The 15,887-nt window shown below is 66.9% G+C and carries 14 protein-coding genes; 7 read left to right on the top strand and 7 right to left on the bottom strand.

The features are described 5' to 3' along the window. Positions 1-128: 128 nt before the first annotated feature. Together metF and ACYQML_RS09095 are read right to left on the bottom strand one after the other, a co-directional pair. The gene (metF, locus tag ACYQML_RS09100; RefSeq protein WP_056432058.1) at positions 129-1,049 is read right to left on the bottom strand and encodes a methylenetetrahydrofolate reductase [NAD(P)H]; all 921 of its coding nucleotides are present in this window, start codon (positions 1,047-1,049) and stop codon (positions 129-131) included. A 65-nt stretch (positions 1,050-1,114) separates the two neighbouring features. After that, positions 1,115-2,131 (bottom strand): ArsR/SmtB family transcription factor, encoded by a 1,017-nt coding sequence (locus tag ACYQML_RS09095; protein WP_461235358.1) that lies wholly within the window; start codon positions 2,129-2,131, stop codon positions 1,115-1,117. Between the two features lie 176 nt (positions 2,132-2,307). Here ACYQML_RS09095 and minC (ACYQML_RS09090) point away from each other — a divergent pair, with 176 nt between their 5' ends. The 4 genes from minC (ACYQML_RS09090) to minE all read left to right on the top strand — a co-directional run bounded on the left by minC (ACYQML_RS09090) (position 2,308) and on the right by minE (position 4,958). After that, positions 2,308-3,006, top strand: coding sequence for a septum site-determining protein MinC (gene minC / locus ACYQML_RS09090; protein WP_461235357.1), 699 nt, complete (start codon positions 2,308-2,310; stop codon positions 3,004-3,006). A gap of 121 nt (positions 3,007-3,127) precedes the next feature. Beyond that, positions 3,128-3,826: a septum site-determining protein MinC gene (gene minC / locus ACYQML_RS09085; protein WP_056432051.1), complete on the top strand. Its 699-nt coding sequence runs from the start codon at positions 3,128-3,130 to the stop codon at positions 3,824-3,826. A 14-nt stretch (positions 3,827-3,840) separates the two neighbouring features. Beyond that, a complete protein-coding gene (gene minD / locus ACYQML_RS09080; protein ID WP_018045194.1) occupies positions 3,841-4,656 on the top strand; it encodes a septum site-determining protein MinD in 816 nt (271 codons plus the stop codon). Continuing rightward, positions 4,653-4,958 carry a cell division topological specificity factor MinE gene (gene minE, locus ACYQML_RS09075; protein WP_018045195.1) on the top strand — a complete coding sequence of 102 codons (306 nt, stop codon included), beginning with the start codon at positions 4,653-4,655 and terminating at the stop codon, positions 4,956-4,958. Before minD ends, minE begins: the two co-directional genes overlap by 4 nt. Positions 4,959-4,968: 10 nt before the next feature. Here minE and ACYQML_RS09070 read toward each other — a convergent pair whose 3' ends face one another. After that, a complete protein-coding gene (locus ACYQML_RS09070) occupies positions 4,969-6,216 on the bottom strand; it encodes a NupC/NupG family nucleoside CNT transporter (protein ID WP_461235356.1) in 1,248 nt (415 codons plus the stop codon). A 152-nt stretch (positions 6,217-6,368) separates the two neighbouring features. Between ACYQML_RS09070 and ACYQML_RS09065 the strand changes: the two genes are divergently transcribed. Continuing rightward, positions 6,369-6,497, top strand: a complete 129-nt coding sequence (locus ACYQML_RS09065; RefSeq protein WP_018045197.1) for a hypothetical protein — start codon at positions 6,369-6,371, stop codon at positions 6,495-6,497. 242 nt (positions 6,498-6,739) lie between these two features. On the opposite strand, the gene ACYQML_RS09060 is transcribed toward ACYQML_RS09065, so the two are convergent. The 3 genes from ACYQML_RS09060 to ACYQML_RS09050 form a co-directional block, all read right to left on the bottom strand. Next, positions 6,740-7,060, bottom strand: a complete 321-nt coding sequence (locus ACYQML_RS09060; RefSeq protein WP_461235355.1) for a GIY-YIG nuclease family protein — start codon at positions 7,058-7,060, stop codon at positions 6,740-6,742. A gap of 16 nt (positions 7,061-7,076) precedes the next feature. Next, positions 7,077-8,702, bottom strand: a complete 1,626-nt coding sequence (locus ACYQML_RS09055; RefSeq protein WP_207410250.1) for an ABC-F family ATP-binding cassette domain-containing protein — start codon at positions 8,700-8,702, stop codon at positions 7,077-7,079. A gap of 137 nt (positions 8,703-8,839) precedes the next feature. Beyond that, positions 8,840-10,039 (bottom strand): patatin-like phospholipase family protein, encoded by a 1,200-nt coding sequence (locus ACYQML_RS09050; protein WP_200919193.1) that lies wholly within the window; start codon positions 10,037-10,039, stop codon positions 8,840-8,842. Positions 10,040-10,439: 400 nt separating this feature from the next. On the opposite strand from ACYQML_RS09050, the gene ACYQML_RS09045 reads away from it, so the two are divergent. Continuing rightward, a complete protein-coding gene (locus ACYQML_RS09045) occupies positions 10,440-11,561 on the top strand; it encodes a histidine kinase dimerization/phosphoacceptor domain -containing protein (RefSeq protein ID WP_207410248.1) in 1,122 nt (373 codons plus the stop codon). Beyond that, positions 11,558-11,998 carry a response regulator gene (locus ACYQML_RS09040; protein WP_461235354.1) on the top strand — a complete coding sequence of 147 codons (441 nt, stop codon included), beginning with the start codon at positions 11,558-11,560 and terminating at the stop codon, positions 11,996-11,998. The genes ACYQML_RS09045 and ACYQML_RS09040 overlap by 4 nt, the downstream gene beginning before the upstream one ends. Positions 11,999-12,016: 18 nt before the next feature. Here the strand turns inward: ACYQML_RS09040 and ACYQML_RS09035 are convergent, their stop codons facing one another. Continuing rightward, positions 12,017-15,820 (bottom strand): EAL domain-containing protein, encoded by a 3,804-nt coding sequence (locus ACYQML_RS09035; RefSeq protein WP_461235353.1) that lies wholly within the window; start codon positions 15,818-15,820, stop codon positions 12,017-12,019. Between the last annotated feature and the right edge of the window lie 67 nt (positions 15,821-15,887).

The raw sequence follows: 15,887 nt of genomic DNA, 5'->3' as shown, positions 1-15,887 counted from the left end.
CCCCCTCCCCCTTGTGGGGAGGGGTCAGGGGTGGGGGTGGCAGCGAAGATGTCGCGCCGTATCCGACACCACCCCCACCTCCAGCTCCTCCCCACAAGGGGGAGGAGAGGCCCCCGTCCCAGGGTCGTTCAGGCCGCCTTCGCCGCCGCCACCTTCGGCGCCTGCGCGCGCAGGCCGAGGAGATGGCAGATGGCATAGACGAGGTCGGAGCGGTTCATCGAGTAGAAATGGAAGTCGTTGACCCCCTCGTCCACCAGATCGAGCACCTGCTCGGCCGCCACCGCCGCCGCGATCAGCCGGCGGGTATCGACATCGTTGTCCAGCCCCTCGAACCGGGCGGCCAGCCAGTACGGCACCGAGGCGCCGGTGCGGCGGGCGAAATTGGCGGATTGCTTGAAGTTCTGCACCGGCAGGATGCCGGGGATGATCGGGATCTCGATCCCCGCCGCCCGCACCTTCTCCACGTAGCGGAGATAGACGTCGTTCTCGAAGAAGAACTGCGTGATCGCCTGGTCGGCGCCCGCATCGACCTTGGCCTTCAGCGCATCGATATCGGCATCGAGCGTGGCGGCCTCGGGGTGCTTCTCGGGATAGGCCGAGACCGAGACCTTGAAGTCGCCGATGCGCTTGATGCCGGCCACAAGATCGCTGGTCCTGGCATAGCCGCCCGGATGCGGACGATAAGCGGTGCCGACGCCGTCCTGCGGGTCGCCGCGCAGGGCCACGATGTGGCGTACCCCGGCATCCCAATAGGATTGCACAACTTCGTCGATCTCCTCGCGGGTGGCGTCCACGCAGGTGAGATGGGCGGCGGGCTTGAGGCTCGTCTCCTTGATCATCCGCGCCACGGTGTTGTGCGTGCGCTCGCGGGTGGAGCCGCCGGCCCCATAGGTCACCGAGACGAATTTCGGCTGGAGCGGGGCGAGCCGCTCGATCGACGACCACAGGACCTTCTCCATCTCGTCGGTCTTCGGCGGGAAGAACTCGATGGAGACCTGGATCGGACGGTAGCCGTCGCGGCTGGCGCGGTGATGGGAAGCGGTGGGCATCGGGTCGTCCTCAAGATCTTTCGGTTCAGACGTGTGTCGTCGAGACGGGAATCCGTGGCGGCCGGTCAGGCCACCGCGCGCTCCGCCTCGGAAGCAAGGGTCGGCTCGGCCGCCGAGGCGGCGAGCCAGAGGGTCACGGTGAGCTGGTGCCCGCTCTCGTCGGCCGGGGCGAGATGGCGTGTCGCCACCATGCCGAGCCCGGCATCGGCGAGCCAGCCCGTCACCTGCTCGGCGGCGAAGCCGAGGCGGCGATGGGCCTGCTCCTCGCGCAGGAATTCGAGATCGTGCGGCGCGAAATCCACCACGAGAAGCCGGCCTCCGGGGGCCACGAGCCGTGCCGCCTCGCGGAGCGCACGGGCGGGGTCGTCGAGATAATGCAGCACCTGATGCACCACCACGAGGTCGAAGCTGCCCCGGCCGAAGGGCGGTGCATGGATGTCACCCTGGCGCAGGTCCACGCCGGACAGGCCGGCCCGCTCCAGATTGGCGCGGGCGACGGAGAGCATGGCATGGCTCGAATCGAGCCCCGTGGCGCGGGAGGCCCTGGGGGCGAGAAGTCCGAGCATCCGCCCCGTGCCGGTGCCGAGATCGATCAGGCTGCGCACCGGGCGCGATCCGAGGGCGTCGATCACCGCCGCCTCCACCATCGCCTCCGGCACGTGGAGCGAGCGAAGCTGGTCCCATTTCGGGGCGAGGCGGGCGAAGAAGCTCTGCGCGGCATCCGCGCGCTGGGCACGCACGCCCTCCAACCGGGCCCGATCCTCGGACAGAGGCGGGCTCGAGCGGTCGAGACCGCCGACCAGGGGCTCCACCAGCCCGGTCCTCGCCTCGATCAGCCGGAAGAACGCCCAGGCTCCCTCGCGATGCCGCTCCACCAGACCCGCCTCGACCAAAAGCTTGAGATGGCGCGAGATGCGCGGCTGCGACTGGCCGAGGATGTCGGTGAGATCGGAGACCGACAATTCCCCCTGCATCAACAGAGCGAGGATGCGCAGGCGCGTCTCTTCCGCGGTGGCGCGCAGCACACCGAGGGCATCGGAGAAAGGAAGGACGACTATCGTCTTGGCGCTCTCTTGAGACATAAAGATATCTTTATGTTCGATCCGGGCACATGGCAAGGGGAAACGGCGGCTGGCCGGAGGCATGAGAGAAACAGGCGTGGGCGACGATGCCGGGAGGGGAGCGTTCCGGGCGATCTGCCGATATGGTCGGCTCAAGAAGTCCCTTTTCGATTCCGGAACAACAGAAACGCCCCCGCGTGACCCAGCCGAATTCCCGTCCCCCAATCCGTTTCCGTGGCCGCTCCTTCATGGCCCTGGTGCTGGCCCCCTCGGCACCGGTGCATGACTGGCTCGAAGACCTCGACGCGCTGTCCCGGCGCTCCCCCGCCTTCTTCGTGGGGCGCCCGGTGATCCTCGACGTGTCCGGTCTCGGCCTCGACCGCGCGGACCTCACCGCCCTGGTCTCCGAACTCAAGGCCCGCGACGTCACCGTGATGGGGATCGAGGGAGCCAAATCCGGCAGCCTCGGCGAGGGGCTGCCCCCCGCCCCGGCCGGCGGACGGCCGGTGGACGAGGTCGCCACGCCGGACGCGCCCGCGCCCACGCACGCGGAGCCGCCGCGCCCCGTCCGCTCGCTGATCCTCGACCAGCCGGTCCGGTCGGGCCAGACCATCCTGCATCTCGAAGGCGACATCACCATCATGGGATCGGTGGCCTCCGGGGCGGAAGTGATCGCCGGCGGCTCCATCCATATCTACGGAGCGCTGCGGGGGCGGGCCATCGCGGGCGCATCCGGCAATCCCGATGCCCGCATCACCTGCCGAAAGTTCGAGCCGGAACTGCTCGCCATCGACGGTCTCTACCGGACGGCAGACGATCTCGGGCCGGACCGCCGGGGCCAGCCGGCGCAGATCCGCCTGGAAGGCGATGCGATCAAGGTCGCCGCGCTGGAGTAGCGCCGACACAGGAACCCGGGATCGCAGGATTATAGGGTCACAGGATCACAGAAAGCCGGCTCGTTAACCAAGCGGTAACCATAAGGACCGTCAATGGTTCGGTAAGGAATCGCGAGAGCCCGTGACACACGCCCCTCCATCCCGCCGATCCGTGACGCTACGAGGCCGTGCCTTCAAGGCACTCGTCCTGGCTCCGGAAGCTCCGCTTCCCGATTGGTTCGCCGATCTGGACGCCTCGCTGAAGCGGTCGCCGACCCTGTTCGACGGCCGCCCCCTCATCCTCGACATCGCGGCGCTCGGGTCTGACCCGGACGTGGTGGGCAAGCTGCTGGCCGATCTCGGCACCCGCCGCATCCGCATCCTCGGCATCGAGGGCGCGGAAGCCACGCTCTCGGGCAAGACCCTGCTCGACGGCATCGCCCTCCCCCCGCTTCTGGTGGCGGGACGGCCGGCGACCAGCATCGAGATCCCGGGCGATGCCGAGCCCGAGACGACCTCCCTCATGATCGAAGGGTCGGTCCGTTCCGGCCAGTCCATCGTGCACCCGACCGGGGACGTCACCGTCATGGGTTCGGTCGCCTCCGGCGCCGAGATCCTCGCCGGCGGCTCGATCCACGTCTACGGCGCATTGCGGGGGCGCGCCATCGCCGGCGCCGCCCGCAACCCCCGCGCCCGCATCTACTGCCGCAAGTTCGAGCCCGAATTGCTTGGGATCGATCGCCTCGTCCGCACGGCCGAGGACATGGGCACGACCCTGCGCGGGAAACCCGTGCAGATCTGGCTCGATAGCGGCTCCATCAAAATGGCAACCTTGGATTAAGGAGAGATACGAACATGGCCAAGGTTCTGGTCGTTACTTCGGGCAAGGGCGGCGTCGGCAAGACGACCACCACAGCGGCTCTCGGCGCAGCACTCGCGCAGGCCGGACAGAGCGTCGCCGTCGTCGATTTCGACGTCGGCCTGCGTAACCTCGACCTCGTGATGGGCGCCGAGCGGCGCGTGGTCTACGACCTCATCAACGTGGTCAACGGCGACGCCAAGCTCAACCAGGCGCTGATCCGCGACAAGCGGCTCGAGAACCTGTCGCTGCTGCCCGCCTCGCAGACCCGCGACAAGGACGCCCTGACAGACGAGGGCGTCGCCAAGGTGATGGAAGAGCTGCGCGAGAAGTTCGACTGGGTGATCTGCGATTCCCCGGCCGGCATCGAGCGCGGAGCCACCCTGGCCATGCGTCACGCCGACCTCGCCGTCGTCGTCACGAACCCGGAAGTCTCTTCGGTCCGCGATTCCGACCGGATCATCGGTCTCCTGGATTCCAAGACGCTGAAGGCCGAGCGCGGCGAGGTGATGGAGAAACACCTCATCCTCACCCGCTACGACCCCGCCCGCGCCGATCGCGGCGACATGCTGAAGGTCGACGACGTGCTCGAGATCCTCTCGATCCCGCTGCTCGCCATCATCCCCGAAAGCCTGGAAGTGCTGCGCGCCTCCAATGTCGGCTGCCCGGTGACGATGAACAACCCGCTCAGCGCCCCGGCCCGGGCCTATATCGATGCCGTCCGCCGCCTCAAGGGCGATACGGTTCCGATGACCGTGCCGTCCGACAAGAAGTCTCTCCTCAACAAGCTGTTCACCCGGAGGGCGGCATGAGCCTGCGCAACCTCTTCAGCAAACGCGCCTCGGCCCCCACGGCCCGTGACCGTCTCCAGTTGATCCTGGCCCACGAGCGGGCCGGGGCCGGCGGTTCCGACCTGGTGATGCTCCTGCGGGAGGAGATCCTCGCCGTCATCGCCAAGCACGTCACGGTGGAGCGGGACAAGGTCCAGATCCGCCTGGAACGGGGCCAGGACATGTCGACCCTCGGGGTCGACATCGAACTCCCGGTCACGGCTCCGGCCAAGGCCGCCCCGGCAGCGGCCAAGCCGTCCAAGGCCAAGCGCGCCGCCGCGTGAGGGTCCGCCGTCAGCCGATGAACAGGCCGGCGATGGTCGCACTCGTCAGGTTCGACAACGTACCAGCCAGGATCGCGCGCATTCCATAGCGTGCGATCTCGGACCTCCTCTCGGGAACGAGGCTCGCCAGACTCGCGAGCTGGATCGCGATGGAGGCCAGATTGGCGAAGCCGCACAGGGCGAAGCACAGGATGGCCGTCGTCCGGGCATCGAGCGTGCCGGCCTTGAGCACCGGCGAGAGTTGCGCATAGGCCAGGAACTCGTTGAAGGCGATCTTCTGCCCGATGGCGCCGCCGACCAGACCCGCATCGCTCCAGGGCACGCCCATGAGCCAGGCCAGCGGCGCGAAGACGAGCCCGAGCACGCCCTCGATGCTGAGAGACGGATAGCCGACCAGTCCGCCGCCCCATCCGGCAATGCCGTTGAGAAGGGCGATGAGCCCGGTGAAGGCGATCAGCATGGCGCCCACCGAGACCGCGATGACGAGGCCCTTCTGCGTGCCGTCGGCCGCCGCCTCGATGAGGTTCACCGCCCGTGTCTCGGCGAATTCCACCCGCATGGTCGTCACCCGCGTCGGTTCCGTCGAGGGCATCAGGATCTTGGCGTAGAGAAGCCCGCCGGGAATCGCCATGACGCCGGCGGCCAGCAGATATTCCATCGGCACACCCAAGGCGGCGTAGCCGGCCAGGATCGATCCGGCGGTGGAGGCGGCCCCGCTCGACATGACGGCGAACAATTCGGCCCCGGTCAGCAGGATCAGGAACGGCCGCAGGGCCACGGCAATCTCGCTCTGGCCGATGACGATGGTGATGACGGCCGAGAAGGTCTCGATGGGCGAGGTGCCGAGCACCCGCTGGAGTCCGGCCCCGATGAGGCGGGCCAGGGTCTGCATCACCCTCAGATGATACAGGATCGCGATCAGCGCAGAGACGTAAAGGATCTGCGGCAGCACCCGCAGGGCCAGGATGAAGCCACTGCCGCCGAAGAGTTCGAACATGCGCGGCTCGACGAGGCCGCCGAACAGGAACAGGACCCCGCGATCGCCATACGCCAGAATTGTCTGAACAAGGGTGGAGGCCGCGTCGAGGACCTGCCGCCCCACGGGCACGAACAGCACGACGGCGCCGATGGCGATCTGCAGGGCAAGGGCCGAGATGACGGTCCGGGGTCGGATCGCCCGGCGGTTGGTGGAGAACAGGATCGCGATCGCAAGGAGCAGCGCAAGGCTCGCGCCGGCATGGAGCAGTCGCTCGGTCATCGTGTCCCCTCTTTCGGCCCGAGAGGAGCAAGGGCGATGCCGGGACGGGCGCACGTCATCTGGGGGTTCATCCGGAACGGGAGGACGTCCGGCGTGTTGACCGTCAAGCTGCGCCGTAATGCGGCGCATAACCGGTTTGAAGGGATACAGCCATGAGCCTCATCGGACGCCTCGTCACCAAGCTTCTCGGCAACGACAACCGCCCCGTCGTCCGCGACGACCGCAACTACGATTCGAGCAACCCGATCGGCCGCCTCGTGACGAAGATCCTGCGGAAGTAAGCTCGACGAACAATCACTCTCCCCGCACGCGGGGAGAGGGAAGCAATGCCCCCGTCTTCATTGTGGCGGGGCGGCAGCCGGGGGTGAGGGGCGATCCCGGAGGAGTTTCCCACAGAATCGCTCCTCACGACCCACCACGAACCTCATCCTGAGGTGCCGCGTGAGCGGCCTCGAAGGAGCCCTCCAGTCATCGCAATGCAGACTGGAGGGCTCCTTCGAGGCTTTCGCGTTGCGAAAGCGCCTCAGGATGAGGTCGGCGGGTCGGAAGTCCCTTCATGGCGCGGACGCTTCGCCAATTTTTGCAAGGCATCCCAGTCACTGGCGATGAGGGCTTCCTTCTTCGCCCGGCTCCAACCTTTCAGCCTGCGCTCGAAAGCAATGGCATCGGTGATCCATTCGAATTGAGCGGCATACACCAGAGCAACGGGGCGACGGCTGCTGGTATAACCGGGAAACGTGCCGGCGTGATGATCACCAAGTCGCTTGTCCAGGGATTCGCCGCGCGCCGATCCGACATAGTAGCTACCGTCGGCACAGCGCAGGATGTAGACAAGAGCCGGCACGCGACAGAATCTATCCTCACGCCGCCTTGCGCTTGTTCTTCTTCTCCCGACCCTGGCCGGGCGCGGTCTTGCCGGTCTTCGACCGGTCGAGGACGAAGCGGGCGTAATCGTCCATGTCGCCGGCGAAGGGCTTCACCGTCCGGTCGGCGGCGAGCCAGAGGCGGTCGGCCACCAGTTCCATCAGCGAACGGTCGTGGGTGATGAGGATGACGGCGCCACCGTAATCGTTCAGCGCGTCGAGCAAGGCCCGGCGGCTGTCGATGTCGAGGTGGTTCGTCGGCTCGTCGAGGATGAGCAGGTGGGGCGCCTGCATCGCCACGAGGTTGAGCAGGAGCCGGGCGCGTTCACCGCCCGAGAGCGCGTCGACCGTGGTCTCTTGCTTGTCGAAGGCGAGGCCGAAGCTGGCGAGCTTGGCGCGGCGCCCGGATTCGCTGTCGTCCGGCCGCTCGCGGCGGATGATGTCGAGGGGCGTGTCCTTCGGGTCGAGGGCTTCGATCTGGTGCTGGTGGAACCAGCCGACCTGCACCCGGCCCTCGCGCACCATGCGCCCGTCCCGCACCTTAAGGGCGCCGGCCGCCATCTTGGCGAAGGTCGACTTGCCGGCACCGTTCACGCCCAGCAATCCGATCCGGTCGTCGACGTCGAGGGTCAGGTTGAGGTCGCGCAGCACCGGCTCGTCATTGCCATAGCCGATGGTGGCATCGGTGAGATGCATCAGCGGCGGCGCAAGCGGGCGCTTCGGCGAAGGCAGGTGGAACGGGGCCACATGCTCCTCGATGGTGGTGGAGATCGGCTCCATCTTGGCGAGACGCTTCATGCGCGACTGGGCCTGCGCCGCCTTGGAAGCGGAAGCCTTGAACCGGTCGACGAAGCTCTGCAGATGGGCGCGCTCGGCGTCCTGCTTCATCTTGGTCGAGGCCTGCAGCCGCGCCTTCTCGGCCCGGCGCTTCTCGAAATCGTCGTAGCCGCCGGTATAGAGTTCGAGCTTGCCGTTGGCGACGTGAAGGATCGCGTCCACCGAGTTGTTCAGAAGCTCGCGGTCGTGGCTGATGATGAGCGCCGAATGCGGATAGCGCTTCAGCCGCGCCTCCAGCCACAGCGCGCCCTCCAGATCGAGGTAGTTGGTGGGCTCGTCGAGGAGCAGCATGTCCGGCTCGGCGAAGAGCGCGGCGGCCAGCGCCACGCGCATGCGCCAGCCGCCGGAGAATTCCGACATCGGCCGGGTCAGGTCCTCCACCGAGAAGCCGAGGCCGGCGAGGATCTCTCCCGCCCGGGCCGGCGCCCGGTCGGCGTCGATCTCAATGAGTCGGCCGTAGATCTCGCCCATGCGCTCGGGTTCGGCGGTTTCGAGTTCGAGGTTCAGGGCCTCGCGCTCGATATCCGCGGCCAGGATGGTGTCGATGAGGGTGACGGGTGTCGCCGGATGCTCCTGGTCGACGGAGGCGACGCGGGCATTCTTCGGCAGCAGGATCACGCCGCTATCGGGCTGGAACTCGCCGAGGATGATCTTGAACAGGGTCGACTTGCCGACACCGTTACGGCCGACGAGCCCGACCTTCGATCCGGGCGGGACGGCCACGCTCGCGCGGTCGAAGAAGCGCCGGCCCCAGGCGCTGAAAGTGAGGTCTTCGATCTGGATCATAGGTCAGCGGCCAAACGCAGGGGAGATGCGGGCCGGTGGCCACACGGGAGGATGTCCATCCTCCTATCGCAGTGCAGCAACGAGCGCGAGAGCGGGCGGCGCAGGGCACCACCCCACCGGGGGATGGTGCCGGCCGGTCAGTTCCGCGCGGCGCCTGCGGCGATCGCCTTGACGAGGGGAGCGGTGGGGACGTTCTTCTGCCAGAAGCTTCCGGTCCGTCCGGTCTCGCGCCCTCTTTCGTAGAGCTGGCGCATGTATCCGGTGTCGAAGCCCCGCGCCGTGGTCGTGTTCGGCGCGGCCTCGTCGATATAGGTGAGGTTGAAGCCCATGCCGCTGCCGCGGGTGAAGGCGTAGGTGGCGGCCAGGGTGGCGCGGCTGCGCGCCCGGCTCGCGGTGGTGAAGGAGCGCTCGACGATGGACAGCGTGTTGTTCTGCGCCACGTCGAATTCCGGCTCGAGACGTCCGTTGATGATGACGTAGATGTCGGTCTTGCCCGCCGTCCGCAGGCGGTTGTCCCGCAGCAGGAACGATTGCGGGAGGGTGAAGACCGGCGTCACCACCGACCCGTCCACATGCATCTCCTGGAAGGCCCTGCCCTCGGCCTGCACGTCGAGGAGCTGGGGCGGGAACACGGCCGGGATGCTGGCGGAGGCCGTGAGCACATCCGTGAACAGCGAGACGGCATTGGGACCGCCATTGGCCGCGATGGCGCCCATGTTCCAGATGACGGCGCGCTGGGAATCGAGGTTCGTCGTCACCACGAGGAGGCGGCGGCCCTTGGCGTGCTGCTCGGCGATGGCGGCGAGCAGGTCAGGCGTCACGTAGCGGCGCACGAGATCGCGCAGGCGGCCATCCCCGAACAGGCCCGATCCGAACACGATGTTGGCCACGCTCGGCGATTGGACCAGGGTCGAGGCGACGCCGCTCGTATAGATGTCGGTGAGGGTGGAATCGTAGGCCGGCCCGAGGAAGGCGAAGGGCGCGATCAGCGCGCCGGTGCTGACACCGGAGACGAGGGCGAATTCGGGCCGCTTGCCGGATTCCGACCAGCCGTTGAGGATACCGGCGCCGTAGGCTCCGTCACCGCCGCCGCCCGACAGGGCGAGGTAGGCGAAGGCGCGCTTCGAGCGCTCCGGCCGCGCCACCATCTCGGTGAAGGTGCTCTCCGACGCGTCGGCATAGGCGCGCACGCTGAGATCCATCCCAGAAGGAACCGCGGCGGCGGCTTGATCGGCGGTGTAGGCCACGCGCGGGATCGATCCGCAGGCGGCCAATTGCGCGGCCACCGCGAGCGCGGCCGCGCCCTTGACCCATCCGAACCGGCGAGATGTCGACATGACGGGATGATCCTGGCGTTCGACCGGCAACGGAGCAGTCAAGCTCGACCATAACGAGCTTGACCATTCTACCGTTCCGGGGTTCGGCGGGCAATCATCGCTCCCTCGGTCGTGCCGAAACGTTGAGCACGTGATGGAACAGCAACGGTTATCCCGCCGTGTTCAGGCACACGCTCCGTAAGAAATGCATCAAAAGAGGGGAAACAGAACCAGAAGACGAAGCTTGTCGATTGAAAGACGTACTCTATGTCGTTGATCTCAGTTCATAACGGCCTTGTCGCCAAACTTTCGCGCGTCATGACGGATCGATGCGGATCCTCGTGATACTGAAGGCAACCTTGTCGTGACTGACGACATTTGCTCTGGCCGCGAGACGCGCCGGTCAGCACAGGAAGGCAAAATGGAACCGGACGACGCCTGGCACCTCACCGACCGATTGGGGGCCGAGCACGGCAGGGGCGATCCTTTCGCGGCGGCCATCCGCGCGACGCGCATGGCGATGCTGATCACCGACCCTCGGCAGGATGACAATCCCATCGTCTTCGTCAACGATGCGTTTCTCAAGATGACCGGCTACAGCCGGCCCGAGATCATGGGCCAGAATTGCCGCTTCCTGCAGGGCGAGCAGACGGATCCCGGCACCGTGCGCAAGATCCGTGACGCGGTCACGGCCAAACGCGACATCGCCGTCGACATCCTCAATTATCGCAAGGACGGCACCCAGTTCTGGAACGCGCTGTATGTCAGCCCGGTGATCAACGACGACGGCGAGACGGTGTATTTCTTCGCCTCGCAGCTCGACGTCTCGGACCGGATCGACACGCTCATGCAGACGCGCAACGAAAGACTGCATTTCGAGCGCGAGGTGCAGAAGCGCACGAAAGAGCTGACCGAAGCGCTGGCCGCCAAGACGATGCTGGTCCACGAGGTGGACCACCGGGTGAAGAACAACCTCCAGATGATCGCCTCGCTGCTCACCCTGCAGACGCGGACGATCACCGACCCCGATGCGAAGGCGTCGCTCAAATCCATGCTGGCCCGCGTCGAAGCCCTCGGCACGGTGCACAAGCGCCTCTACCAGTCCAACGACGTCCAGCGTTTCGACGTCGCCGCCTTCGCGCGCGAACTCGCCGTCGATCTGGTGCGTGGCTCCGGGCGGCAGGGGATCGAGCTCGATTTCGACCTCGTTCCCGTCGAGGTCGCCGTCGAACAGGCGCCGCCGGTCGCCCTCGTCATGAACGAGCTGCTCACCAACGCACTGAAACACGCGTTCCCGCGCGATGCCACAGGCCAGCTGTCGCTTTCGGTGAAGCCCGAGGGCGACATGATCCGTATCACGATCGCCGATGACGGGATCGGCATGCCGCCGGACGTGGCTCGAGACCGGACTTTCGGGAAACGCCTGATCGAGAGCCTTGTGCGCCAGCTGAATGCCGCTATCGCTTGGCATCAGGCCGAGCCCGGGACGCGGATCGAGATCCGCCTCCCCCGCGACGGGACCGGCAACAGGAACGCACCGTGAGTGAACCTCTGCGGATCGTCGTCGTCGAAGACGAAGCCCTGATCGTGATGCAGCTCGAAATGCTGCTGGAAGAAGCCGGACACGAGGTCGTGGGCACGGCGGTCTCCGCGAGCGACGCCATCGCGGTGGCCCGGCGGACGCGGCCCGACATCGTCCTCATCGACCTGCAACTCAAGGGCGGCTCGTCCGGTCTCGACGTGGCCAGGAATCTGGCCGACGAGCCCACGATGACCCTGGTCTTCCTCACCGCGAATGCCAGCCGCTTTCACGACGACTTCGCCGGTGCGGTGGCGGTGATCGCCAAGCCGTTCTCGGAAGCCGTCATCGGGGACACGATGAGCTTTCTCGAGGAATGTATCCGAACCCCGCCGCCGGTCACCACCCTGCCCCTCGGCCTTCGGCTCGCGCCGGGTTATCTCGCCAGTCTCGGCGCCTGATCCCTCGGTGTTTCCGCGTCAGGCGGCCCTCTCGGCACAGGACAGCCTCGCGATGACGCCCGGCAGGTCCCGCGCCGGAACGGGCTTGCTGAAGAAGTAGCCCTGGACCTCGCCGCATCCCTCCGCCCGCACCAGATCGAGCTGGGCACGGGTCTCCACGCCCTCCGCCGTGATCGTGGTCCCGCGACGTTCGCCGAGCCCGACGATGGCGCGCACGATGGCAGCCGTGTCCGCATCGGCGATCTCGCGGATGAAGGAACGGTCGATCTTGATCTTGTCGAAGGGGAATTGCCGCAGATAGCTGAGGGACGAATAGCCCGTCCCGAAATCATCGAGAGCGATCCGGACGCCGAGGTAGCGCAGGCGGTGCAGGCAGCCGATCACCGCCTCGGTATCCTGGATCAGGACGCTTTCAGTGATTTCCAGTTCCAGCCTGTCCGCCGCGAGGCCCGAGGCCGACAGGGCCATGATCACGCATTGTTCGAGGCCCGGCTCGCGAAACTGCATCGCCGAGACGTTGACCGCGATCCGGGCGGAATGGGTCCATGAGGCGGCTTCCCGGCAGGCCTCGCGCAGGGCCCAGTTGCCCAGATCGATGATCAGACCCGTCTCCTCGGCGATCTCGATGAAGGTGGCGGGCGGGATCATCCCACGGGTGGGATGCGGCCAGCGCATCAGCGCTTCGACGCCGCTCACCGTGTCCGTCTCGAGATCGACCACGGGCTGGTAATGCAGAATGAGGTCGCCGCGCAGCACGGCCTGGCGAAGATCGACCTCGAGCTGAAGCCGCTCCTCGATCGCCGCGTCCATGCCGGCTTCATAGACGCGGAACGTGTTCCGACCGCCGGCCTTGGCGCGATAGAGCGCGAGATCGGCATGCCGCAGGAGAGGGTCGGCCTCGAGCCCGTCGGCCGGCGCGTGGGCGATGCCGATGCTGATCCCGATATTGGCGAGTTGACCGTCCAGCTTGATCGGCTGGGCAATGGAATCGATCACCCTGCGGGCGATCTCGGTGGCCTGGTCATTCCGGTCCAGATCGACCAGGACGATGCCGAATTCGTCGCCTCCGAGGCGGGAGACCAAGTCGCCGGGCTTCACCACGTCGGTCAGGCGCTCGGCGACGACCTTCAGGAGGGTATCGCCCGCCAAATGCCCGAGCGTGTCGTTGATGGCCTTGAACCGGTCGAGGTCGAGACAGAGCACCGCCGTCGCGCAGCCGCCGTTCCCAACCGTCGCGAGTACCTGTTTCAGACGGTCGTGGAACACCGATCTGTTGGGCAGGCCCGTCAGGGCGTCGTGGCGGGCGAGATGGGCGATCCGCTGGTCGGCCTCCTTGCGCGCCGTGATGTCGATATAGGTTCCCACGAAACGGATCGGGGCACCGTCGGCGGCGCGGGTGACGACCTTGCCGCGGGCGAGGAGCCAGCTATGGCCGCCGACCTTGTTGCGAACCCGGACCTCGATTCCGAAAGCCGGTAGGCGGCCTTCGAAATGAGCGGTCGCGGCGACGTGGCAAGCCGCCATGTCGTCCGGGTGGATCAGGGACTGGACGTAGCTGAAAGACTTGCCGAATTCACCGGGCTCGTAGCCGAGCATGCTTTGGGAGCGGTCGGAGAACCAGACCGCGCCGGTCTGGAGATCGGCGTCCCACAACCCGTCCCTGCCGCTGTCGAGGGCGAGAGCGAGCCGTTCCTCGCTCACGCGCAGGCGGGCATCGCTGGCCCGGAACGCTTCCTCGGTCTCCTTGCGGGCCGTAATGTCGAGATTCATGCCGACGAAGCGGCAGACCTCGCCCGTCCGCGGATCGAGGACGGCGCGGCCGAACCCCTGGAACCAGCGGCATTCACCGGTCGACGGGTGGAGGGCGCGGAACTCCACCCTGTGATTTGTGCGCGTGGCGATGGCCCGGCGGGCCTCGTTCCGAACCCGGATCACGTCCTCGTCCGGTACGTTGCGCTCCCACTCGTCCATGGTCATCGAAAGGCCGGCGGCCGGATCGGCCTCGTCGAGCGGCAATCCCTGCATCCGCGCGCTTTCCTGGGATTGCCAGACTCGACCCGTGACCAGGTCCCACTCCCAGACCCCTGCCTCCGCCGCGTCCTGCGCCAGACGCAGCAGGTCGCCTGTCCGCTCCAGCGCGATCCTGGCGGTGATGATGTCGTCGATATCGAGGGCCGTGGCGAGCCATCCGGGCGCGCCGTCGAGGAGGCGGATCGGACGCTTGCTGACCTTGTGCCAGCGATAGACGCCGTCGGCGCGGCGGATGCGGATCTCGAAATCGTAGTCCTGCCACGCCTTGTGACGGTCGCACACATCGCCATAGACGCGATCGCGATCGTCGGGGTGGTAGGATTCGACCCGCTCCAGCAGCGAAACGAGGGGCCGTCCGTAATAGCGGTCGCAATGGCGGTTGCAGTAGGTGGTGTCGTCCCGATCGTTCGTGATCCAGACCATCTGAGGCAGGAAATCGGCGAGCAGGCGGTAGGACGCCTCGCTCTCGCGCAATGAGCGTTCGGCCATCTGGCGGGCGGTGACGTCGGCGAATGTGTAGACGGTGCTGCCGTCGGCCAGCGGCACACCGCAGAGTTCGAGGAGGGTCTCGTCCCGCTGCTGGTGCTCGCCGGTGGCGCCCGCTTCGCCGCGTTCGCGTCTCGCCTCGCGGACGCCCCTGTCCAGAACTGCGGGAAGCGTCCCGTCCCGCTCGGCGATGAAGTGGCGGACATCGTCGAACGGCGCGCCGTCGTGCAGCATTCCCGGCGGCAGGTCGAGCAGCAGGTTCAGCCGCTCGTTATGAACCCGGACCCGGTCATCCATATCGACCATGACGAGGCCCTCGTCGATGCTTTCCAGGGTGATGCGCAGAAGGTTCGTCGTTTCGCGCAAATGCTGGTCGGAACGGGCCAGTTCGGTGACGTCGAGGCAGATTCCGGAAATGGCACGGATGGCTCCGGTCGGGTCGCGCTCGACGATTCCCCGTTCGGTGACGACCCTGCATTCCCCGCCCGGGCGGATGATGCGCGACCGGTGCTCGTAATCGTCGCGGGCGAAGGCGCCCACCCCCGCCACGGCTTCGTCGAGATGCCAGCGCACACGCTCCCTGTCCTCCGGATGGTAGAAGGCCAGATGCTCGTCGAGGGGAATCCAGGCAGGGTCGACGGGCTCGCGACGGTGGATCCGCGCCATTCCCTCGGACCATTCGACCCGCCCTTCGGGGATGTGGATACGCCAATGTCCGAACCCTGCGATCTCCTCGGCCAAGCGCTGGGAGTCCAAGGCGGCCCGGAGAAGCGCTTCACGGCGCGTGAGGATGGATGTCACGCGCTGGCGCTCGCACAGCTCGGCCTCGCGCTCCACATTGGCGTCATGGAGACGCAGATGCCCGGTGACGATGAGGGCGAGGTCCCGCAACTGGAGCAGCTGCTCCTCGGTGAAATCCGGACGCGGCACGGTATCGATCAGGCAGAGCGTACCGGCCCGGTGCCCGGGACGATGCGCCAGAGGCATGCCGGCATAGAACCGGGCCTGGAACTCCCCCTTCGCCAGGGGATGATCGGCAAAACGAGGATCGGCGAGGAGATCGCGGATCACGACCGGCCTGTCGGTCTCGCCGGCGATGTGGTGTGAAGTGACCGCATCGTCTCGATCCTGCTCGGCCTCCCCGGTCCCCGGTCCGGCCTTCAGGGGGAGAAAGTCGGTATCCGCGAGGGGAACGAGGACGATCGGAACACGAAACAGAGTGGCCGCAATACGGCACACGGCGTCGAGATGAAACTCGGGGTCACGGTCGATCCATGATGTGGAATCCGGTCCGACAGCGTCCACGCCTTCTTCATCGCCTCGGTCCTGTGCCTGATCTTGCACGTCGCGCCATCCCGGGAAGCAATCCGAA

It is taken from the genome of Methylobacterium sp. CM6244 (assembly GCF_054817885.1).
The sequence above is the reverse complement of the archived record's forward strand: the minus strand, read 5'-3'. Positions and strand labels throughout refer to the sequence as shown.

Excerpts from the sequence above, each read along its gene's own strand:
- metF (WP_056432058.1), bottom strand. The coding sequence starts at position 1,049 with ATGCCCACCGCTTCCCATCACCGCGCCAGCCGCGACGGCTACCGTCCG.
- ACYQML_RS09095 (WP_461235358.1), bottom strand. The coding sequence starts at position 2,131 with ATGTCTCAAGAGAGCGCCAAGACGATAGTCGTCCTTCCTTTCTCCGAT.
- minD (WP_018045194.1), top strand. The coding sequence starts at position 3,841 with ATGGCCAAGGTTCTGGTCGTTACTTCGGGCAAGGGCGGCGTCGGCAAG.
- minE (WP_018045195.1), top strand. The coding sequence starts at position 4,653 with ATGAGCCTGCGCAACCTCTTCAGCAAACGCGCCTCGGCCCCCACGGCC.
- ACYQML_RS09070 (WP_461235356.1), bottom strand. The coding sequence starts at position 6,216 with ATGACCGAGCGACTGCTCCATGCCGGCGCGAGCCTTGCGCTGCTCCTT.
- ACYQML_RS09065 (WP_018045197.1), top strand. The coding sequence starts at position 6,369 with ATGAGCCTCATCGGACGCCTCGTCACCAAGCTTCTCGGCAACGACAAC.
- ACYQML_RS09055 (WP_207410250.1), bottom strand. The coding sequence starts at position 8,702 with ATGATCCAGATCGAAGACCTCACTTTCAGCGCCTGGGGCCGGCGCTTC.
- ACYQML_RS09050 (WP_200919193.1), bottom strand. The coding sequence starts at position 10,039 with ATGTCGACATCTCGCCGGTTCGGATGGGTCAAGGGCGCGGCCGCGCTC.
- ACYQML_RS09045 (WP_207410248.1), top strand. The coding sequence starts at position 10,440 with ATGGAACCGGACGACGCCTGGCACCTCACCGACCGATTGGGGGCCGAG.